Origin of the sequence: Okeania sp. SIO1H4 (assembly GCF_010672695.1) — a bacterium.
GTDB lineage: Bacteria > Cyanobacteriota > Cyanobacteriia > Cyanobacteriales > Microcoleaceae > Okeania > Okeania hirsuta.
The window spans coordinates 387253-405642 of the sequence record NZ_JAAHGB010000006.1 but is presented as its reverse complement, the minus strand read 5'-3'; the positions used below and the strand labels follow the sequence as shown (position 1 = coordinate 405642).

11 protein-coding genes, 1 tRNA gene and 1 pseudogene are annotated in these 18390 nt (G+C 35.4%); 4 read left to right on the top strand and 9 right to left on the bottom strand.

Annotated features, from left to right (window positions below; genetic code table 11):
- The first annotated feature begins 24 nt into the window (after positions 1-24).
- A complete protein-coding gene (locus F6K06_RS06095) occupies positions 25-210 on the top strand; it encodes a hypothetical protein (RefSeq protein WP_124147590.1) in 186 nt (61 codons plus the stop codon).
- Positions 211-845: 635 nt separating this feature from the next.
- Here F6K06_RS06095 and F6K06_RS06090 read toward each other — a convergent pair.
- The 8 genes and pseudogenes from F6K06_RS06090 to F6K06_RS33790 all read right to left on the bottom strand — a co-directional run bounded on the left by F6K06_RS06090 (position 846) and on the right by F6K06_RS33790 (position 10605).
- Positions 846-1283, bottom strand: a pseudogene (locus F6K06_RS06090) (GGDEF domain-containing protein).
- Positions 1284-1724: 441 nt separating this feature from the next.
- Positions 1725-2288 carry a peroxiredoxin gene (locus tag F6K06_RS06085; protein WP_124147591.1) on the bottom strand — a complete coding sequence of 188 codons (564 nt, stop codon included), beginning with the start codon at positions 2286-2288 and terminating at the stop codon, positions 1725-1727.
- Positions 2289-2448: 160 nt separating this feature from the next.
- Positions 2449-3048, bottom strand: a complete 600-nt coding sequence (locus F6K06_RS06080; RefSeq protein ID WP_124147592.1) for a peroxiredoxin — start codon at positions 3046-3048, stop codon at positions 2449-2451.
- Positions 3049-4093: 1045 nt separating this feature from the next.
- Positions 4094-4166, bottom strand: a tRNA-Met gene (locus tag F6K06_RS06075).
- Between the two features lie 638 nt (positions 4167-4804).
- Positions 4805-7222: a peptidoglycan DD-metalloendopeptidase family protein gene (locus F6K06_RS06070; RefSeq protein WP_124154908.1), complete on the bottom strand. Its 2418-nt coding sequence runs from the start codon at positions 7220-7222 to the stop codon at positions 4805-4807.
- Positions 7223-7880: 658 nt separating this feature from the next.
- Positions 7881-8342: a tRNA (cytidine(34)-2'-O)-methyltransferase gene (locus F6K06_RS06065; RefSeq protein ID WP_124147594.1), complete on the bottom strand. Its 462-nt coding sequence runs from the start codon at positions 8340-8342 to the stop codon at positions 7881-7883.
- Between the two features lie 617 nt (positions 8343-8959).
- Positions 8960-10111, bottom strand: coding sequence for a glutamate--cysteine ligase (gshA, locus tag F6K06_RS06060; protein ID WP_124147595.1), 1152 nt, complete (start codon positions 10109-10111; stop codon positions 8960-8962).
- 335 nt (positions 10112-10446) lie between these two features.
- Positions 10447-10605 (bottom strand): hypothetical protein, encoded by a 159-nt coding sequence (locus F6K06_RS33790; protein WP_338043266.1) that lies wholly within the window; start codon positions 10603-10605, stop codon positions 10447-10449.
- 1670 nt (positions 10606-12275) lie between these two features.
- Here F6K06_RS33790 and F6K06_RS06050 point away from each other — a divergent pair.
- Positions 12276-13136 carry an Npun_R2479 family HD domain-containing metalloprotein gene (locus F6K06_RS06050; protein ID WP_287240328.1) on the top strand — a complete coding sequence of 287 codons (861 nt, stop codon included), beginning with the start codon at positions 12276-12278 and terminating at the stop codon, positions 13134-13136.
- 837 nt (positions 13137-13973) lie between these two features.
- On the opposite strand, the gene F6K06_RS06045 is transcribed toward F6K06_RS06050, so the two are convergent.
- Positions 13974-15116 (bottom strand): ABC transporter ATP-binding protein, encoded by a 1143-nt coding sequence (locus F6K06_RS06045; RefSeq protein ID WP_124147597.1) that lies wholly within the window; start codon positions 15114-15116, stop codon positions 13974-13976.
- A gap of 704 nt (positions 15117-15820) precedes the next feature.
- On the opposite strand from F6K06_RS06045, the gene F6K06_RS06040 reads away from it, so the two are divergent.
- Positions 15821-17494, top strand: a complete 1674-nt coding sequence (locus F6K06_RS06040; RefSeq protein ID WP_240039192.1) for an iron ABC transporter permease — start codon at positions 15821-15823, stop codon at positions 17492-17494.
- 465 nt (positions 17495-17959) lie between these two features.
- Positions 17960-18385, top strand: coding sequence for a CBS domain-containing protein (locus tag F6K06_RS06035; protein WP_287323191.1), 426 nt, complete (start codon positions 17960-17962; stop codon positions 18383-18385).
- Positions 18386-18390: the final 5 nt, after the last annotated feature.

The following is an 18390-nucleotide window of genomic DNA, read 5'->3' as shown; positions in this document are numbered from 1 at the left end:
AAGTTTTTTAGAAGCTTTCTCAATATGGAATCAGATAGTCAACCTGCCAGTTACTCAGACGATGAACCTCCTCAAAGAATTGCAAATATTTTGGGAACAGCGATCGCTGTTCTGACTCTGGCCTTGCCTTTATTGGCCATTAGTCGTTATTCTCATCGTAATATAAATGTGATTCCTCAAACCTCTTATGAATTGTCTGGGTATGAATGATTTCCAACCAAATTTCTAAGAACTTTAGTTTCAATTTTTATCAATTTTTCAAGAATACTGCGACGCGGTAGATTTTTTCATAAAGCAGTAGGCAGGATGATCCATGAGGAAATTTATAGTTGATCTTTGTATTATTTTCGATTATAAATTTTTTCCTCTAAAACCTACCTAAAAGTCAACTTTATGGTTGATTGAGACTTGAATATATAGTCATTTAACTTTAGATTGAGACAAAGCTTTCTTGCTATGAGGGAGTTTCAGACGAAAAAACGTCTCATTTTTAAGTTAAACTACTATAATTTTCATCTGTACACATGTACTATTTATATTTAATTAGGGTTTGCTGAAAAAGTCTTTTGGCAGGGGTAGGAGTCAGGAGGGATAGGGAATTTAGAGGAGGTGGTTGGATATATTTATCCCTTTATTTTTTTTGCCATAGTTAGCCAAAAATTGTAACTTTTTGGCCACTTAACCTTAAAAAATTGCACTTTTTTTTCGCTCTAAAAATGCTAAAACCTTTATCTGTAAATGCTTTTATATTTAATCAGCAAGCCCTAATTAAGTAGTAATAATAAATAACTGATTAACCGAAAATAGACTGTATTAATTTAAACAATGTAATATAAATAAAATATTCAATAATTTGAAGCTACTACAACTCGGTTACGTCCCTCATACTTAGCCTGATAAAGAGCAAAATCAGCAGTTTGAATGACCTTTTCCCCTGTTTTGCCATGCTTAGGAAAGCAAGCAACTCCCAAATAAATAGTAATATAACTTAGCAGTATACCATCATATTCTACACATAATTGTTGGATTTTTTTCCGTATTTGTTCAGCTCTTCACTTGGTATTTTCTAAAGAACTTCCTGGTAATATCATAATCAATTCTTCCCCACCATAACGACAAGCTATATAATAATCTCGAACTTTCTATTTTAAAAAAGAGCCTAAATTTTTGAGAATAATATCTCCAGCAGCATGACCAAATTCATCATTAAAACTTTTAAAATAATCTACATCAATCATAATTATACCAATAGGCTTTTCAGTCTCTTGTGAGGCAATGGGCACTCGGTGTGAGGGAACAGGGAATGAGAAACACCGAAGCAAGAAAATTATCACGAATGATTTAGAATTGCTATAAATTAGATTTGAGTTATCTTATGTTCAGAAAAACTAAGATACTTAACCATAATTAAAATTGGCAATATTTGCAGTTAAAATTTGAGTATATAACTAACAGGCTATCAGACTTAATCTCAACACCACAGGCTAAATTTACCTGCGAAATTAGTCTATAAAGAAATTAGTCTATAAAAAAGAGCTACTTGCACTAAGAGGTGATTGATTAACTGAGCTGTTTGCGCAGCATTCCGCAGGAAAACTCTTATGCTATCTAGGTCTCATCAATTTATACTTTACTGGCCTACAATCGGTAAAAACTTTGTCCTGTCAGAAATTCAGCCTCTTAATATTTACTTTATAAATCAGCTCTAAGATAGAATTCAGCTACTAATAGTTATTTTGCTCAACTATATAATTATCTAAAACTTCTAGTAAATCTTCAATACTAGCATTATGATCTAGAAAAGAAAACAAATGTTTATAGCTAAGTCTACCTTGTTTATCTAATACAAATTGTCCTGGAAGAGGTGCTCCCAAAGCTTGACCGACTTGATAATTTTTAAATACCTGACAACTAGAATCACTGAGTAAAGGCATTTTTAAACTTAGATCGCTCACAACAGTCTTACTTTGTTCCCTATCTGTACTCGTAATCATTAATATTTCTATTCCCCGCTCTAAAAATTTTTCATAATTATTATTTAAAGCTAAGATATGAGGAAAACAAAATGGACAATACTGTTTCTCAGTAAAGATACGAGTCAAAGCAAGTATGACAGGTTTTAACCCCCAATAGTCTGATAAACGAACTAATTTACCATTTGTGATATCTGGCAATTCAAAATCTGGTGTTCTTTTTCCGTTATCCAAACTATTAATAGGTGGAATAGGTAATAAATTTTGAACAAAACGTTGATTTATTAAACCTCTAAAATCATAGGAAGTTAGCATAATCTTGATATAATTTAAAAGTTAAAATTCAAAACTTTAATGTGTTTAAATCTCCTCTAAATTTACAACTCCAACACTTTTAGAGCTAGAATATATATGAAAGTGTTAGAGTTGACATTTTTTTTAATTATTAGGTACTTTATAGACTGCTTAAATCAATTTATTTAATAGCTGCAAAGAATTCCTTAGATTTGATTGGGTCGGGATTCATAGTTTTATCTCCTGGTTTCCAACCTGCAGGGCAAACTTCATCTGGGTTAGCCTGTACATACTGAATAGCTTGTAGAGTACGTAAGGTTTCATCCACGTTACGACCAAAAGCAAGATTATTAATTGTGGCGTGTTGAATAGTACCTTCTCTATCAATAATGAACAAACCCCGCAGAGCAATACCTGCTTCTGGGTCTAAGACGTTATAGGCAGAACTAATCTCTTTCTTAATGTCAGATAATAGCGGATAGTTAAGGTCTCCAACTCCACCAGACTTACGATCTGTTTGAATCCAAGCTAAATGCGAAAATTCACTATCTACTGAAACTCCTAGAATTTCTGTGTTAAGTGATTCAAACTCTTTGTAGCGATCGCTAAATGCCGTAATTTCTGTTGGACAAACAAAAGTAAAGTCCAGGGGATAGAAGAATAAAACTATATACTTACCACGATAATCAGACAGTTTAATTGTCTCGAATTCCTGATCCACTACACCTGTAGCAGTGAAATCCGGGGCTTCCTGGCCTACACGCAGGCATTCCTCTGTCATGATTTAATTCTCCTTAAAATAACTTGTTGACACTCAAAACTCAAAGAAAACTTATGGTTTGAGATTCTTTATTCTTCAATCTTACCTCTTCATACTAGACCTTAAGTACAAACAAAACCATAGAATGTCTCCTTTCGGACATAGCTAGACCAACTTAGCAGCTCGAATATTTTCAGACTTGGTTTCTCATTCCATATTGGATTGACCAGTAAGGATCGATCAACTATTTTAGTTTTTTAAAGTTTAGTTCTAAGGGTATATAAAGATATTATCAGTCATATATGTTATAGTCATCAGTTAATGTTTTTAATATCTGATTTATAAAGTAAATATTAAGAGGCTGAATTTCTCGCTATACTTAGGTTTTGCTAGTTATCGTCCTGTAGACCCAAATTCCTGAAAGCTTGGTAATGCAATACTTTTAGCTAAGTTTATAAATCAGCTCTAATAGGTTCTTAATTGACCTCCACTATTTCAGTTATCAGTTAACTTTTTCCAACTCCAGTTGATGGTAAAAATTGAACCGGAACTCAACTCAGGCCTATTGAGATTTTGTATTCCCTGTGTCCTCACAGGAGTAAAGATTCCCTTTCTGGGTCGATTGGATATAGCGTTTTTGCGCTGCACAAAGCTTCCCGTAGGCAAAGGAACGTTGATATCCCTCGATAGCTTGTCTAGCTTCTTATAGAGGAGCTAACCTGCTTCGCCGATCCAGGGTATACCGCTGTTCCCATATCCATTGTTTCCTTAGTTCCAATTGGGATATATAGTCATTTCAGATAAGAATGAAACACTTTTTCGGCTGAAACTCTTTCAATGCAAGAAACGCTTATCTTAATCTCAACTGAAATGACTATACAATTTAAATGCCGAACCACTATACTAATAACTGTTTAACTCCCCAATCATACACCTACTTCCTCCTTTGGAAGCTAACGATTCAATAAATAACCAAATACTTTAACTTAAACGCCAGTTGTTGACTAAGGTTAGACTATCGTGATCTATTGCAATAAATCAAAAAAAAATTACTTATTTATATATATGGCTCAGGCGGGATTTGAACCTGCGACCTTGGGCTTATGAGTCCCCTGCTCTAACCACTGAGCTACTGAGCCTAAATTTTTAACCATTCATAATCATAGCACAGAATATTGTAATTTATTCAATCCTTTACTATTTTTTTCTTAAAAAAACCAAACTAGATTTAATTTGCGCCCTAAATTTATTTATATCCCTGTCCCCATTTTAACTTACAAGAATGGGGATATTAACATTTTTCAAGTTGGAGACGTTGTACTGAAAATAGGAAGATTTTCAGATGGGATTAGGGAGTTAGAATAAGTTCTGAGTACTAGGAGGTCTTGATTTGTTCCCATTACATATTTACATGTGTTGGGATAAAAATAACTGTACTATATAAAATCATCCCAATTTTGGCACTCCACGGCATAAATCAGCGTGGATTTGTGACTAGGAGTTGTAAATCGGGTAAAAACCACGATTTTCACATTGCTTTAACTAAATTGTCAGTAGCATACCGTAGTACGTATACACCAGTAATTCACTAGGGGGCATCAATTGCCACTACTCTCTCCGGCCAAAATACCATTGAGGCTACCTTTGAAATTTTTGGTTAATTATAACACATTTTTTTGACTACGGATAAAAATCCTTTGAGTCCTTTGCATCCAGCTGTTCAAACTGGCACTTTTCCGACTTACCGAAATTTTACGATGATTATGCAATACCTAACCTAATGATATGCCACTCCCGAACGTAAAAGAGCCATTGGATTAACAGCTCCATTTCCTGTTGGATGAATTTCAAAATGTAAGTGTGGGCCAGTACTACGTCCAGTGCTTCCCATTTTAGCAATTAGTTCACCCTGAGCAACTTTTTGACCTTCTCTCACAAGAATTTGACTGTTATGAGCATAGACTGTCAGACTACCATTGGGATGCTTAATTTCCACTAAGTTACCATACCCTCCGCTATTCCAATTAGCATAGGTGACAACACCAGGAGCAGCAGCAACAATAGGAGTACCAGTAGGTGCTGCTATATCAATACCACGGTGCATTCTTCCCCACCGCCAACCATAACCAGATGTTAGAGTACCCTTACTAGGCCATGTATACCCAGTAAATTGCATTGAACCACCAGGTAAATAGGTATCAGCTTTACCCAAAGGTGGCAAGTCTGGAGAAACCATTTTTCCTAGTGAAGGATTATTCAGAATCTCATTAAAGTTAGCTCCTGTTGGTGATGTGGCCATGAATGATGACCCTTGAGATTGACTAATTTCTCTTTCTAGGGGTAGTTCTTTAACAACTGTAGCAGGATTTCTGATTTCAGGTCTGTTAGTTCCCATTTCTTCAGACCATTGTGTGGTCTGGCTGCTACTTACTTCTTCCTGATAAGTTGGTTGTAAGTACCTACTACTATTGTTCTCAGTCAGAATTTGAGAATTATTCGGTAAATTCTGTTGTGAAGACGACGGCTCAGGCACTGGAATATTTATTGCTTCTGAGGTTATTATTTGAGAATCTTCAAGTTCTTTTTGATTATTATATTCCTCTCTTAGCCTGCTTATTTCTGACCTTAAACGGTTAGCATAAGGATTGTTTTGACCTTCAGATTTTGCTGTTGGTAGTAACTCATCACTCTCAGTATTTATGTCCACTGGTAGTGGTTGAACGGGTTGACTATTACTAAAAGAATTTTGTCTAGATTCCCTTGCACCTAGATTATCAGGCCATACTTTATTAACTAAGGGATTTTTAGGGCTATCTGTAACAACCAACTGTGTTAAAGTTGAAAATTCTTTTGGTTTCTTGTGTATTTGATGTTCTTGATCGTTTAGACCTTCAGACCAAGAAACTAGTTGTACACTTCTCTGTGGTGCAACTTCAGCTCCAGTCAAACTTGGTACGCTGTACGATAAATAATTAGATTTTATATTAGGAAGCTTGGCTTCAGGAATATTGAATTGGTTAGCTGTAGTTTCCAAAGAAGGTTGACTAAATTCCTCTTTTGTAGAATTGCTACTGGTAGAACTTACCAGTTTTAATGATTCAGAAAATGGTTGCTGAGGAATTTTAAGTAATTTAGCTGCTTCAATTACGTCTAGATTTTTGATATTATTAGCTCTAGCTAATACTTCGACAGATACATTGTTTTCCTTGGCAATTAAACTTAGCGTGTCTCCCACACGCACCTTATATACCAATGAAACTGGTGTAGATGTCATCTCAGAATCAATAACCACTGCCCCCTGTAGTTTAGTCCCTTGAGCCTTGATTGACTCTTGAGCAATATCTATTTGACTATCACCTACTTGTTTAGCTGTGGGACTATTGTCTGATTCAGAGGATGTGGCCATCTGTAGAGCTGGTTCTTCAACAACTAAATTTTCTGATTTGCCATTTCTATTTTCTAGGAATTTTTCCTTTGATTTATCAAATGACTTTCCTACGGGATCAGAAATATACTGCTCATACCTCAACTCCAGCGAACTTTTTGTCGAGAGGTTTTCTGGTTTTTGGACAGGATTAATTTCTACTTTTAATCGGTCAATTAGCTTACTATTACTGCCTATTGGCTCCTTGTCCTGCACTTTAGCCAGAAGTCCTAGAGGAGGCAACTCATTAGTTTCTAATTTATTAATTTTCGGTTCAGAAAAAACTAAAGTCTCTTTCTCTTGTTCAGATTTTCTGGCTTTAGTCTGGCTATATTTGTGTTGAAGTTCTATAGGAAAAAAGGATTTTTCTCCTAGTGTATGTTCTGAGGGCAGGACAGTCTCAGGTTGAGTTGCTTCAACTTCAGAATCAGTATTTTCTTCTACCTCTACATACCCTTGGGTTAATTTCTGAAGTAGTAGACCTTTTGACCTACTAACTCCAGTAACATTTAACTCTCTAGTTGAAAGTTCATGTTTGTTAGTGTCCACTCCAGGAAGTTCGGCTGCGACTGCGATATTGCCTTTCCCAGACAACAGGATGCCTGATGCACCCATAGTGGTTGAAATGGCAGCAAGTCCAATCATGGCAGCAGCGGAAGAAGTTTTTTTGCTACCAACTATACTTATTTGTTTTGACTGATCAATAGTTGCTTCTGTGTGAAGTTCACAGATAGCGGCAGATTTTCCTTTACTTGGAAATGTTCGTTTCAAAGAACGACCTCCTATCGACAAGGGTTTAACTATCCTTAATTAATTTTTCTTTGTCAATGACATAATTCACTCTATTTTAGAGATCAAGATCACTGACAAACATCAAACTTAGGCTAGGGTATCTTGGTTTCATAAAAAAAGCAAGGATAATTTTAATTTGATTTTTATTTAATGGCCAAAAATAGCACAAAAAAAGTAACTAACTTTTAAGGCACTAAATATTACAACATTCTTGCTCGTAGTTTATTTTTGCCATGTTATTTGGAAATAATCCAATTGTATTTTTCTCTGAATTATTTAGTCCTTTAGTAAATACCCTCTAGACGAACAAAAGGATTTCAGGAGAAAATATCATCTAAATTTTGGTATACACTAACTTGGCAGTTGTGGCAATTATTAGATATATAGAAATTTCTTATATATAGATAGATATAGAATTACAGACTGTATGCGTCATACTTATACAGAGCAAAATGACCCATTAAATACTTATAATTGGAATATTTAAGAAGTTAAAGATTTTTGAGCGATCAAAACTATATTTAGTGTGGCAGTATAGTTTTAATTAGGGATATATGATGTTTTTCATCATTAATATACATATCTGTAAATAGTAAATAAAGATTATAGATGTATAGATATTATCAGAATAATGATTTTAACTCAGATAATCCAATTGACGCCTGGCTTCAAATAAACCCAAGGCAGCACTAACAGAAAGATTTAAACTACGAACCTTTGGCTGTGTCATTGGTATATAGAGAGTTGCTACACAATACTCTAGGACATCTTGTGGTAGTCCATTAGTTTCTGAACCAAACAATAGCCAATCATTTGTTTGGTATTGAAATTTAGTATAATTAGAAGCTCCCTTTGCACTAAAACCTACCAGTCTTCCACCTCGTTGCTGATGATAGGTTTGAAACTCTTTGAAGTTATCGTGGTCATATAGTTTAACATAAGGCCAGTAATCTAAACCTGCCCGTTTCAAATAGCGATCGCTAATTTCAAAACCCAAAGGTTTTACTAGATGTAATTCTGTATTAGTAGCAGCACAAGTACGAGCAACATTTCCTGTATTTGGGGGAATTTGCGGATATACTAGAACAATTTGAGGCATTAAATCAATTTATTTTGATATTGAGAACATTAAAGTTGTTAGCTAGAAGATCCTACCTTTAAGTTTTAGGATTTCTCTGAAAATTCAATAATTCAATACAATATAGGTATAATAAAAACTTAACTATATGCCTAATATAGCAATTAGGTTTTTCTCCCCTAATCTTATCTTAGTTTTGTTAGTTTTACTTTCTAGGCTAGTGTCGTGCCTCACCGTTCTGATCCTAGAAACACTATATTTTGATTTCCTAGTTCGGTAGTCTTGCATGATAATGATGAGGATATATAATATATTTTTTAATTTCTCCCACACTCCCGGTACCCGGTACTCCCCATCTCCCCATCTCCCCACGCTCCTGGTGCTTCCTTTGCCACTACCCCTAGTTCAGAAAAAAATTTTGATATAGTAGAAGTTATAACAATTCAAATAAAGAATGCTATTTACCTTAATTCCTGACTCTTAATCAATTTTCTCATGTATAAATGCTATATTTAGTTACCATTTCATCTCCCCATTACAAGGAAAGGATATGTAGCAAAACTTTTGAGATTTGGTATAACTCCTGATTCCTGACTCCTTTCAACCTATGTAGCTGAACTAAATGAAATGGTATTAAGTTAGGCCACCATTGATTGACATAATTGATCTTCTAGCTCTTCTTCTTGTTGTGCCATCTCCAAAATTGCTGCTTTAATTACGCTCCGACTGTCAAGACTACTGTTATATTGATCTAACCATTTTTGTGCTGTATTGCCTTCCCGAATAATTTTTTTGATTGGAGAAAGAAAGCAACTAAAGCCAAGTTTTTTGGCATAAGGTAAAACCTGTTGATAAATTTCCTCAATCCAATTTTTCGCTAAAATAGTTCTACCATCTTGCCAATGGGAGAGTTGAGCTTCAAGGCTATGATGAGCTGCTGCTATTTCATTATTATCTGCTAAAGCGACTAAATCTTCCAAACGGTTAGTTGCAGATAAATTACTTTTTTCTAAGGGGTCGAGACTAGGATCGTCAAATAATTGCCATAAACGAGCTTCTAATAAAGCTACCAAGGCCAGCTGCATAACTGGGTTACTCACGAAGTCACAAATTCTTAATTCTAGACGATTAAGATTATAGGGACGGCGATCGCCATTAGGCCGCACAGAACACCAAAGATGGCGGACATTTTGCATAACACCTGTAGCAACTTTCTCTTCAGTCCATTTGATGAAATGACTATGACTTTCAAATAGAGGGACATAAGCTGGAGTTTTCGGAAAAGTAGTCCAACGAGTAGAGTGAAAGCCTGTAGCCTGGCCATCTATAAAAGGAGAAGAGGCACTTAGGGCTAAATATAAAGGGGCTTCCATTCGGATCAAGCGAATGGCTCGCATCAATAATTCTGGTTCACTAATACCAATATTTATATGAATACTGGTTGTAACGACTTTTGCACCGTAAGTTTGTTGTATATATGTGTGATATGGGTTGTTAGGGTCAGAGCGTTCAAAGGTATCACTACCTCCTAAAGATAAGGTACTTCCTGGAATTATTGTGTAATCCCCTAAAGTGTTTAAATAACTTCTCAATTTCAGTCTTGGCTTTACTAGAGCACATAAAAGTTGAGCGTAGCTACACAATGGTGCAGTTGTGTATTCTACATTTCTACTATCTGGCTCCCTAACAAACCCCTCTACTTTGGCCACAATTTGGTCTGACAGGCCAACAGTATTACCTTGGGGTGTGCCAGTGTACATTTCTACTTCAAATCCTTTCGATAGCAGCACAACAGGCTCCTAAATTTGGTTTATTTATATTTTTAATGGTATCAGTATATTTAACATCTTTGGTCTATGTCCTAGGGCTTAGATTATCAGGATATTATTACTTTATTGAAGTATAGCATTTACATTTTAACTGTGAGATATTGTAGATATTTAGGGTTTAAGAGACATCAAGTAATCAATTTATCATAAATTATTTAATATTCCTATATTATAACTAGTCTGAAAATACTGTAGATCAAAGCAGCTAAATATTTAATTATTTAATATATTTCTAACAGAGATATTTGAAGGATTTTCTTCTAATTAACTAGAGACTAAAATTCTAGAGGAAAAATTTATTCTTCCTCTTGCTGTTGAAATATATAATCAAAATCAAATTTTAAAGCTTTAATATGGCGAGCGATCAGAAAACCACACTTAGTAACTTTATCAGTCGTAAAAGTTGCTATTACTAAAGTCACTAACTTTTTTGGAGATAGTTCAGGTATTTGCACATAATAATCTCTTTTTGCAAAAAATATTCCTTTATCTTTAGGTACAATAATGCCATTAAGATGAGCGTGCTGAATTGGTTTTATATATGTTTTAATAAAATTATATTGATTTGTTTGAATACGAGCTAGTTTCTCATTTCAAATCCCAAAATATAGTTAAATATTTGATTTTTTTTTCTGTATTAATGACTCATTTTAATGCCAATTATAAATATTGTAGAGTTTGACAGCGTACATCTTGAGCAGAATGAATATAATATTGTCTAATATAATTTATGAGTACATTTTGATTGATTTTTGTTTGAGTACGAAACCGTCTTAGATATTTGTTCACCCTGTTAATCTTATCTATATCTTGTATCATGTTTACTGCTAAACCATCAGCTATATAATCATCTAAAAAATCTGCTTGTTTTTCTGGAGAATAACCACATAAAATATAAGAAAAAGATCAAACATAACAGCGTTGATGCCAAGGTAAACTAGCCGGCAATTGTTTAACTTTTTGGGTTAGTTTATTAAAGACACTGTCTTCATAATTGGGTTAATAAAATATATTTTGATATTTATTTTTGCGATTTTTCATTATTACTATTTTGATTTTTACGGATGTTAATATAATATTTTTTTATTATTGTGATTAAAATCACATTAGTGATTTTTTACTATCACAACCAATAGTAGATGTTAATCACTGACAAATCGAGATTAAATTACATATAATAGTTATTAAAAAAATTACTATCAAGGTTTGAAGTATATTGGTAATTAAATTATAATAACTATAATTTTTGAAAAGAATATTAACCATAATCGTCAATCACAGGACGGGACTATAATTTTATTTTTGTGATTTTATAGTTAAATCAAGCTATCTCGAATATAGAATGGTAAACTTAATGTGTCAATAGTAAATAACACAGAAATATGTGGCATTTACATTTTAGCTGTAAATATTATATTGACGAAAAAGCAGGAAAAAATGAAGTGTAGAGATTTTTTTTTATCATTGTAAATATCTTTTTTTTGCTAAATAACTTCAAAAATAAATATAGCAGTTTGTGTAAAATTTACAAAATATCATCAATATATACAGATTTTTTTACACTATTAAGCTGTAATACTTTGTTCTTTATTAGAAGCTTATAAGAGATTTTTGACAATTACATAACAAGAAAGTAATGTATAAAATCAATATTTAAAATATCAATATAAAATCAAATATTTGAGAGAAAAGTTGCAGGGTTCACAGAACTATTTGTAAAATAAAAGATGACAATCTAGTTTGAGATATGCAATGGAAAAACTATTACAAAATGATTAATAGATAATCTTCCACCTCAAACTTTGGATAGCATCTAAGTATTCAATCAATGTAGATATAGCAATCCTAAATCATTCGTGAGGATTTTATTGCTTAGGTGTTTCTCATTCCCTATTCCCTGTTCCCTGTTCTCTAAAAGCCTAGGAGATATCACAAATAAAATTGCTATATATTGAAACCTGAAATTAACTTTTTCACTATGGCTAAAAATAATAATAAGTAGTATAGAGGAATGAAAAAAAGAAAATGAAGTGAGATAATTTGTTGATGATGGTAAATAAAAAAGTGTATAAGTTCATTAAACTGAAATTCAGTGAAATAGAAAATTTAAATTAGGAGACTGCAGATGTTTAACTCCACAGAACTTTTAATTGATGCCTTCATAAAACGGCTGACTAATGGCTATCGTCATACTTATGGTGGATATAAAGCAGATTATGCTGATATTATTGCCTGGGCGGCCGGAATGGCATTAGAAAATATTGCTAATAGTGATGCCCTGTATCACAATGTAGAACATACTATTCTTGTAACTTTAGTGGGACAAGAAATTTTACGCGGGAAGCATATCCGTGAGGGCGGAGTTTCTTGTGAAGATTGGCTACACTACCACATTTCCTTACTTTGTCACGATATTGGATATGTCAAAGGTGTATGTCGTCAAGATAGAGGAGACTTAAGATTGTATGCTACAGGCATAGATGGTACCAGTGTATCTTTACCTAGAGGCGCTACGGATGCTAACCTAACTCCTTATCATGTTGACCGAGGTAAACTATTTATTGAGGAACGCTTTGGAGGTCATAAGTTAATTGATGCAGAAGTAATTAAGCGTAACATAGAACTGACTCGTTTTCCAGTACCAGCAGATGAAGATCATCAGGATAAGGAAAACTATCCTGGTTTGGTGAGGGCAGCAGATCTAATAGGTCAATTAAGCGACCCCCGTTATTTACAAAAAATTAGTGCCCTTTTCTATGAGTTTGAGGAAACAGGCCAGAATAAAATACTGGGATATCATAATCCAGGTGATTTACGTCGGGGCTATCCTAAGTTTTACTGGAATGTAGTTTATAGCTACGTTAAGGATGCGATCGCTTATCTAAATCTTACTCAACAAGGAAAAAAGATAGTAGCGAACCTAAGTGCGAATGTTTTCCGAGTAGAACATGATAATGCTGTTGAAGAGGCTGTAGCTATCAGTTAGTTAGCGATCAAGGCAAAATTTATTACTATCTAGAGAAACCCGGTTTCTGCACCTGCTGACTGGGGATAATTAGTGCTCGAAAAACTTTATCCAAAATTCTAAGATGATATCTAGCTCCAAGCATTGGGCAAGGTGAGCAATGAGCATTGATTGGATAAATTTGAGACTAACAGCGATGGCGTTTATTACTAAAACAGTGATCGCTACTCCAGTTAGCATATCCCTATCCGTTCGAGTCAGTACATCGTTTGTCAGGATTTGTATTAAAGAAAAAAATCATACTGATAAACAGGTTTAACAGTAAAACCTTAGCAATGATAAGGCCATAACTCCAATGTCCTAGTTAATGCTACAAACCGCTAACTTTATTTCTATAGTCTAAGTTTTGATAAAAGTCTGGGTGCGACTCCACTAACACCATCGCTTTATTACTCCAGCTTGCAATCAACTCATCTATTGTTAAAAATTGAATACCTATAGAAGTCTCATGGTATCTTTGCACGCGATACGGGTTTTTGGCAAAGGAGTCAGGAGGACTTTCTCAGATCAAATCCGGTTAAACAGTTATAGAATGCTTAAGTCAGGAGGAGTCAGTCCTCAGTCCTCAGGAGGAGAGAGAATTACAAAGATGAGCGTAGTTATAACGATTGGAGAATTTTTTTATGTCCAATAAAACGGATTTGAGATCAGGATCTAGAGAAATAGAATAGGGAAAAAGGTGGAAATTTCCCTCCAGATTCACCATCTCCTCACACTCCCCACACTCCCCACACTCCCCCTATATTTTTAAATAGATTCCATAAGGGTTCTATAAATAGGTCGGCAACAACGTATTTTTTACCTCGCCTGCCGTACAAAATCACCCAGTGATTTCACTAACGCCAGATTTTTAGTAGATGTAGAAGGAAAGACCCTCAAACAATCCTCTGTAATAGATACCTTAACCTTAATTCCAATGGGCAATGCTACTTGTGGAGTTGTACGAGCAATTAATTCTTGTCCAGATTCAGTGCGTAAAGAATAACGAAATTCACGACCTAAAAATTGGCGATCGCGAATCACTACAGACCCGCCATCATCAGGTTTTAACATCAAATCTTCCTGACGAATCATTAACTCAACTCGATCAAATTCATCTAAGCTACCAATTTTTCCACAAAATAAATGATTATCTGTTAATTCAAAACCCCCAAGTTCCGTTTCCCACACCTGACCTTGACGACGTGCAGATAAAAAATTAGCCTGAGTTACAAATTCAGCCACAAACTGAGAAGCAGGTTCAGTATAAATATCTTCCGGAGTACCAAACTGTTCCACACATCCAGCTCGCATTACTGCCACCCGATCAGAAATAGCCATTGCCTCTTCTTGATCGTGAGTAACAAAAATTCCCGAAGCACCAGCATTTTTGAGAATATCTCGTAATTCTTGCCGTAATCTAATTCTGACTTGTACATCCAAATTACTCAAAGGTTCATCCAATAATACTAAAGCTGGATTTGGTGCCAAAGCACGCGCCAAAGCTACCCGTTGCTGTTGACCCCCAGAAAGTTCGTGGGGATAACGACTTTCCAAACCAGATAAACCAACTAACTCCAGAGCATCTGCAACCTGATGATTAATTTGCCTACTTGACTTTTTGCCAGAATTATGTAAACCAAATGCAATATTTTTAGCTACCGTTAGATGGGGAAATAAGGCATAATCTTGGAAGACCATACCAACATCTCGTTTTTCCGGTGGCACCCAATCATTTACACCAGCAACTACTCGCTCATTAATAGTAATAATACCTGACTGTGGTTGCTCAAATCCAGCAATCATTCTCAATAAAGTTGTTTTGCCACAACCTGAAGGCCCCAATAACCCTAGTATATCCCCTTGGTACAATGTTAAATTGACATTTTGCACCGCAGGGGTAGCAGTGCGAGAAAATTGTTTGCTGACACTCTCCAAACAGAGAATTACAGATTGGGCCATTTATTGTTTAACCTCCCTTAAATTCTTAAAATATGTCTAGAACATTATTTACTTCTCAATTATATTAACCTAATTTTTAGGAGATATTCTCATTAAGTTTCTGGAAATTTTCTAAGAGGCTATTTGCCAATAAAGTAGGGTGTGTGACGGTACGCTTACTATTTCTAGATGGCAGAGGGCAGAAGGCAGCTATGCTGAAGAGAAAATTCTATATATAGCAATCAGAAATCAGATGTGAGAATTGAGGTATTCCTTTAAAGCATAGAATATAGTAGTTATCTTATTCTTATGTATTCATTTCTTTCCTATTCCCTATTCCCTATTCCCTCCATACCTAAAACAAAAGTCTTCAATATCTCACAACTAAAATCATATTGCTATATGATATAAGTCCTGATAGTATTACTTTTCTATTCAGAAATAGTATTACGTAATAGACATCTCCAGAAAAGAGGGAATAGGGAATAGGTATGGAGGGGGAAAATAATTGATAATTTCTGTATGATAATTGATTTTATTTTTTATTTTTGGAGATGTCTAATAACTAAAAGTCTTATATGATTTCCTACGGAATGCTTGCGCCAACGGTTTTTTATTTCCCCTATTGCCTCTCTTGGTGCGCATTCCCTTGCGTCTGACGCCGACGCGGGGTCGCACCGCTGTTGCCTATTGCCTGTTGCCTGCGCGCAGCGCTATAGTCTCTAATGTATAAAATCAAAATGTTTGATAATGTGAAAAAATTTAACTATTTCAACTGGAATGCTTGGACAGTATTTGTCATAGCGATCGCTTTATTAATCTCAGCTCCTGTAGTATTTATTCTCAGCAGTATTTTCTCGGATACAGGAGAAATTTGGAGTCATTTAGCTTCTACAGTTTTACCCCGTTATCTGTTAAACTCCTTCATCTTAATGGTAGGAGTAGGTTGTGGAGTTGTCGTCATCGGAGTAGGGGTAGCATGGTTAGTCACAATGTGTCGCTTTCCTGGTAGTCGCATCTTTGAATGGGCAATGCTGCTACCATTGGCAACTCCCGCCTATATTCTTGCCTACACCTACACAGAATTACTAGAATTTTATGGACCTGTACAAATGTGGTTGCGAGAGGTATTTGGTTGGGCAAGTGTCAGTGATTATTGGTTTCCGGAGATTCGTTCCATTGGAGGAGCGATCGCTTTGTTAACCCTTACCCTATATCCTTATGTTTACTTATTAACACGGGTCGCTTTTTTAGAACAATCAACCTGTACTTTAGAAGCTAGTCGCTCCCTGGGATGCAACCCTTGGCGTAGCTTTTATAAAATAGCTTTACCTCTAGCTCGACCAGCAATAATGGCAGGTTTAGCTCTAGCACTGATGGAGACTCTCAATGATTTCGGAACAGTGCAATATTTTGGAGTCGAAACATTTACCACTGGCATTTATCGAACTTGGTTTGGCATGGGAGAGAGAGTTGCAGCAGCACAGTTGGCAGCAGTATTAATGTTATTTATTTTATGGTTAATTTTGCTGGAGTTATGGTCGCGTCGGCAGGCAAAATATTATCAAACTAGCAGTCAGTATCAAAAATTGCAGCAGTTTCATTTAGGTGGAATACGTGGGATAGTCAGTTTATTTGCTTGTTTGCTGCCAGTCTTGTTGGGTTTTCTGTTGCCAGCAGGATTATTATTAGAAATGACTATTGCTGAAAGTGGGGAAAGTTTTCGGGGACAGTTTTGGAATTATGCTTCCCATAGTTTGATTTTGGCAGGAGTTACTGCTGTTTTTGCTGTAGCGATCGCCTTAATTATGGCTTATGGCGTGCGGTTGAATCGAAATTTGGGAATGCGTTTATCAACCCGCATTGCTGCAATGGGTTATGCTGTACCGGGTTCAGTTATTGCAGTAGGAATTTTGATTCCTATAGGTGCGGTTGATAATATCATTGATAGCTTCATGCGTTCAAGATTTGGGATATCAACTGGTTTATTATTCAGTGGAACTATTACAGCATTAGTGTTTGCTTATTTGGTGAGGTTTATGGCGGTAGCATTTGGTGCTGTGGAGTCAAGCTTGCTTAAAATCAAACCAAGTTTAGATGATGCTTCCCGAAGTTTAGGTTATGGAGCTACGAAGACTCTGGTTAAAGTTCATGCACCGATGATGTGGGGAGGGTTATTAACTGGAGCAATGCTAACTTTTGTGGATGTGATGAAAGAGTTACCTGCAACAATGGTAATTCGTCCGTTTAATTTTGATACCTTAGCAGTGAGGGTTTATAATTTGGCTTCTGATGAGCGGCTAACGGAGGCAGCAGGTCCAGCTTTAGCAATTGTTTTGGTAGGGATTATACCAGTAATTTTACTCAGTTTGAAAATTGCTAAATCGCGTCAATATTAAAGATAGGGAGTGGGGGAGTGTGGGAACCCACCCCTAACCCCTCCCAGGAGGGGAATGTGGGGAGATCGAGAAATATTTGGAAATGGTTGAAGATGGAACATTTTTTTATACCGAATTAAACGGATTTGATATGACTACTGATGTTATTCATGGAACGCCAGATCTATCTATATTTACTTTGGTAGAAAAAATGGTAAAGTATCGAGTTATATCATGTCCGGATAATTAGTGATCAAAAAAACTCTCTCCTTCTTCTCCTGTTCTTCTTCTTCCTTCTTCCTTCTTCTTTCTTCCCTCCTGACTCCTGACTCCTGACTCCTGACTCCTCCGTAGTTATTTATTTATCACTGTTCAACCGGACATGATATTAGTTGTATAGTAATAATTCGCACAGATCCACAACAGAGATTATATCATATTGGAATTGTCACACAAAGAGATATTGTGCAATTTCAAGCACTGGGGATGAATATCAAACAATTCAAAGCTTCAGAAGTTATGAGTACTCCTTTACAGAGTTTGACTCCGTTTGATAGCTTATGGAAAGCTCATCAACAAATGCAAAGGTTGCGAGTACAACGATTAGTAGTATGTGGTAGTGATGGCCAATTGTTAGGACTCGTCACGCAAACTAGCTTGTTGGAAAATCTGAATCCTGTGGATATGCATGGAATGATTCAGATATTGCAACAGGAAGTCGATCGCCTACAAACTGAAAAAATTGAAATGTTGCATCGTAATAATAATCATCTAGAGCAACAGGTAGAGAGTTTGCAAGAATCAGTAAATAGACTGGAGCAACACAACCAAGAAATGGCAACTATTAACCAAATGATAGATTTTTTACAAGCTTGCGAAAAAATTGAAGATACGAAAAAAATGCTAGCATAATTTAT